General features: G+C 37.5%; 2 protein-coding genes. Both read left to right on the top strand.

The features are described 5' to 3' along the window. Positions 1–261 (top strand): hypothetical protein (locus AC50Y5_RS32670; protein WP_494865790.1); only part of this gene is annotated, 261 nt, incomplete at its 5' end. Between the two features lie 833 nt (positions 262–1,094). Further along, complete coding sequence (locus tag AC50Y5_RS32665) at positions 1,095–3,026, top strand: LamG domain-containing protein (protein ID WP_494865789.1); 1,932 nt, start codon at positions 1,095–1,097, stop codon at positions 3,024–3,026. The last annotated feature ends 702 nt before the right edge of the window (positions 3,027–3,728 follow it).

Here is a 3,728-nt window from a genome sequence, read left to right as displayed (position 1 = left end):
AGCGCAACGGCAAGCAATGCCCAAGGCACGGTATATCTGGATGGAGTAACTGTGACCTTACAAGAAGAGGCTAATCAAGTGTTCAATGGTGGCTTTGAATCAAATAAAAGAACAGATAGGGGAGCAGATGGCTGGGGCCAGTATAAGGCGTCAGGGGTCACTGGAACTTATGGAATCATTACTGCAGGGGTAGTTGAAAGACGACAAGCCCAAAAACTAGCTTTTCCAATACTGGAGATAGTGCGAATGTCTCACAGGTGATGTTTATGAAAGGCAGTCAAAGTTATAACGTAAAAGGGATGCTGAAGTTGACTGACTTTTAGTATAATTATAGTTTTGAAGATGATAGGAATCAAAATAATCCACCTGACTTTTGGGAGGTTAAATGGCGGAATGGTACTAGTGAAGGAAGTAAAGCTGTAATTGCTCCTTATGTGCCTACAGAAGGGAAAAGTATTTATCGTCTTTATAATGGAATGGGAGATGTGGCATCTTATCAATATGCGGATTCAGAATGGATACCGGTAAGAGGGATACAAAATTATACAGTCCTTGCTGATATGAGGTATGGACTTAATACAAATGGTAATAAAGTACTTGGAGTCATTGAATATGATTTTAATGGTACTCAATTAGCTTATCATTCGACCAAATGAAAATCAGGTTTGCAGTTGGTGGTGCAGAAAAGCTTATTTGGATTTAGATAATGTTGAGTTAATAAAAAGGATAATATCTTAAAAAAGATTGAAAGATGTTTATTTAACTTGTTTTTAGCCCATGGCTGATTTTGTGTAGGGGTAGCTGATTTCCTCATACATAAGAATTAGCTCTGGGCTTTTTTTAATGTGCAGTTTATTGCACTCTCATTAAAAGTTGAAGAATACATCTCAAATTCCATCAAAATCAGTGTTAATAACCTTTTACTTCTACTTATTCGACATTTAAATCTATAATTAGACAAAATATCTTAATGAAATATAGGAATAGAGAATGGTATATTTGTTGTTGGGTCTTTTAGGGGAATGAAGGAATTCTTTATTGCATTGTTTTCAATTGATAAAATGTAACAAGACTAATATAAAAGGAGTAGAGTAGTGAAAAATTCATATGGCTACAAAATGATAATAAGTATATGTATATTTGCGATGTTAGGTCAGTACCATTCTGTTGGAAGTATTTATGCTTCCCAAGGTCAGCCTGCTATTAAATCAGGAACAAAATATATATATGGTGAAAATGGTTTGCTTGATTATATTCATTTACCATCAGGACGTTTTATGAAAAATAACTATGATGAGAATGGGAATTTGCTTCAAAAGAAGAACGTTATAATGAGTCCGACTAATAGGTTGACTTACAATGGGAATCAAGTGCTAGAGCTTTCAAGTAATGGTGTTAATACAGCAGCAGGTGGAAAAAATACCGTCGAATTTTGGATGTACTGGGATGGTACAGAAGCTGCGATGCCGTTTGCTTGGTATCCAGGATATGATTTATATATAGCGGGGGGTATGTTCGGATTTAATATTTTTAATGGAGATATTATGGGAGTGCCGTCGGCAACATTGAAAAACCGATGGGTGCATGTAGCAGCGGTATTCTATAACGGAGAAATAAACCCAACCAATGTCGAACTCTACATAGATGGAGTGAAACAAACTTTAAAGGATTTTGCAGCAACCTCAAGCAGGCGTCCTGTAAGTGTAGGCAATAAAGTGAATATTGGCGGGTATGCAGAAGGCGGAGCGAACCACTACACGTTTAAAGGCAAGCTGTCCAATATGCGAATATGGAATACAGGGCTCTCTGCTGATCTAATTCAATCTAACATGTATCGCAAGCTAGCAGGAAACGAGCAGGGACTTGTGGGAGAATGGGTCTTGTTCGAAAGTCCAATAGAATCAAAGCAATTTAATGGAAATCAAGTGCTGGAGCTCTCAAGTAATGGCGTAAATACAGCAGCTGGTGGAAAAAACACCGTCGAATTTTGGATGTACTGGGATGGTACAGAAGCTGCGATGCCGTTTGCTTGGTATCCAGGATATGATTTGTATCTAGCATCGGGCATGTTTGGATTTAATATTTTCAATGGAGATATTATGGGAGTGCCGTCAGCATCGTTGAAAAATCGATGGGTACATGTAGCAGCGGTATTTTATAACGGAGAAATAAACCCAACAAATGTCGAGCTCTACATAGATGGAGTGAAACAAACTTTAAGGGATTTTGCGCCACCCTCGAGCAGACGACCTGTAAGTGTGGGGAATAAAGTGAATATTGGCGGGTATGCAGAAGGCGCAACGAATCTCTACACGTTTAAAGGCAAGCTGTCCAATATGCGAATTTGGAATACGGGGTTGTCTGCTGGTCAAATTCAATCCAGTATGTATCGCAAGCTAGCAGGAAATGAGCAGGGACTTGTGGGAGAATGGGTCTTGTCCGATAGTCCGTTAGAATCAAAGCCATTCATTGGGGATCAAGTAATGGAGCTTTCAAGTAACGGTGTTAATACAGCAGCAGGTGGAAAAAATACCGTCGAATTTTGGATGTACTGGGATGGTACAGAGGCTGCGATGCCGTTTGCTTGGTATCCAGGATATGATTTATATATAGCGGGGGGTATGTTCGGATTTAATATTTTCAACGGAGATATTATGGGAGTGCCGTCGGCAACATTGAAAAACCGATGGGTGCATGTAGCGGCGGTATTTTATAACGGAGAAATAACCCCGACCAATGTCGAACTGTATATAGACGGTGTGAAACAAACTTTAAGGGATTTTGCAGCAACATCTAGCAAACGCCCTGTAAGTGTGGGGAATAAAGTAAATATTGGCGGGTATGTAGAAGGCGGAGCGAACCACTACACGTTTAAAGGCAAGCTGTCTGATTTGCGAATATGGAATACAGGGTTGTCTCAAAGCCAAATTAAGTTCAATATTTTCAAAAAACTATATGGTAATGAAACGGGATTAGTCACGAATTGGAAAGTTATTGATTATGAATATATACTGACTGAAGCTTAATTCTGCTTCAATACGGCTCATGCCTGAATATTCCGTGTAGGGGAAATGATAAGCTTGAACTACACGTGATACAGTCATGGGCTATTACTATTTGTGGAATTAATGAATTTTACGATATAAATTCATTTGAAGTATAAGAAATTTTATTTTCAACTTAAATTTCGACATATTAAAACAAAGTTCGAACGTTCGTTATATTTCCGGATCTTCGACCATTCAATGACAATACTCCCCAAAATCTTTTACTACTTTATCTATCTTAATAACACTATTAGAACTTTACCCAAAATATCAAATGGGTTAAAACTTCAATAAAAAACTAAAGCTAATTATGTAGAAATAAGATGAAAAAGATAGAAGATTTTGTTTTGTTGAGCAAAAATAATAATTTCATATTGAAAATCGACATATAAAGACATAATTCGACAAAATCTCCTAATGAATAAAAGGATATAACCATGATATATTTATCACTGGGTCTTTTTGCGGAGGGAAATAATATATGCCACTTTATAGATTTCAAGTTATATAATTATTGGATTTTTCGAGATTATCCGAATTGGAGGGGTATTATGCTTACCGATTTTAGTTATGACGGATTGTAATATGAAGTGCGACACATAAAAATGACCCATGACCGATTCGTGTGTAGAATGAAGTTACCACACTACCCCTACACAGGAGAATCAGCCATGAGCTACC

Source organism: Paenibacillus sp. JT22N7 (assembly GCF_059383875.1).
Note: the sequence above shows the minus strand (reverse complement) of the source record. Positions and strands in the feature narration are given on the sequence as shown.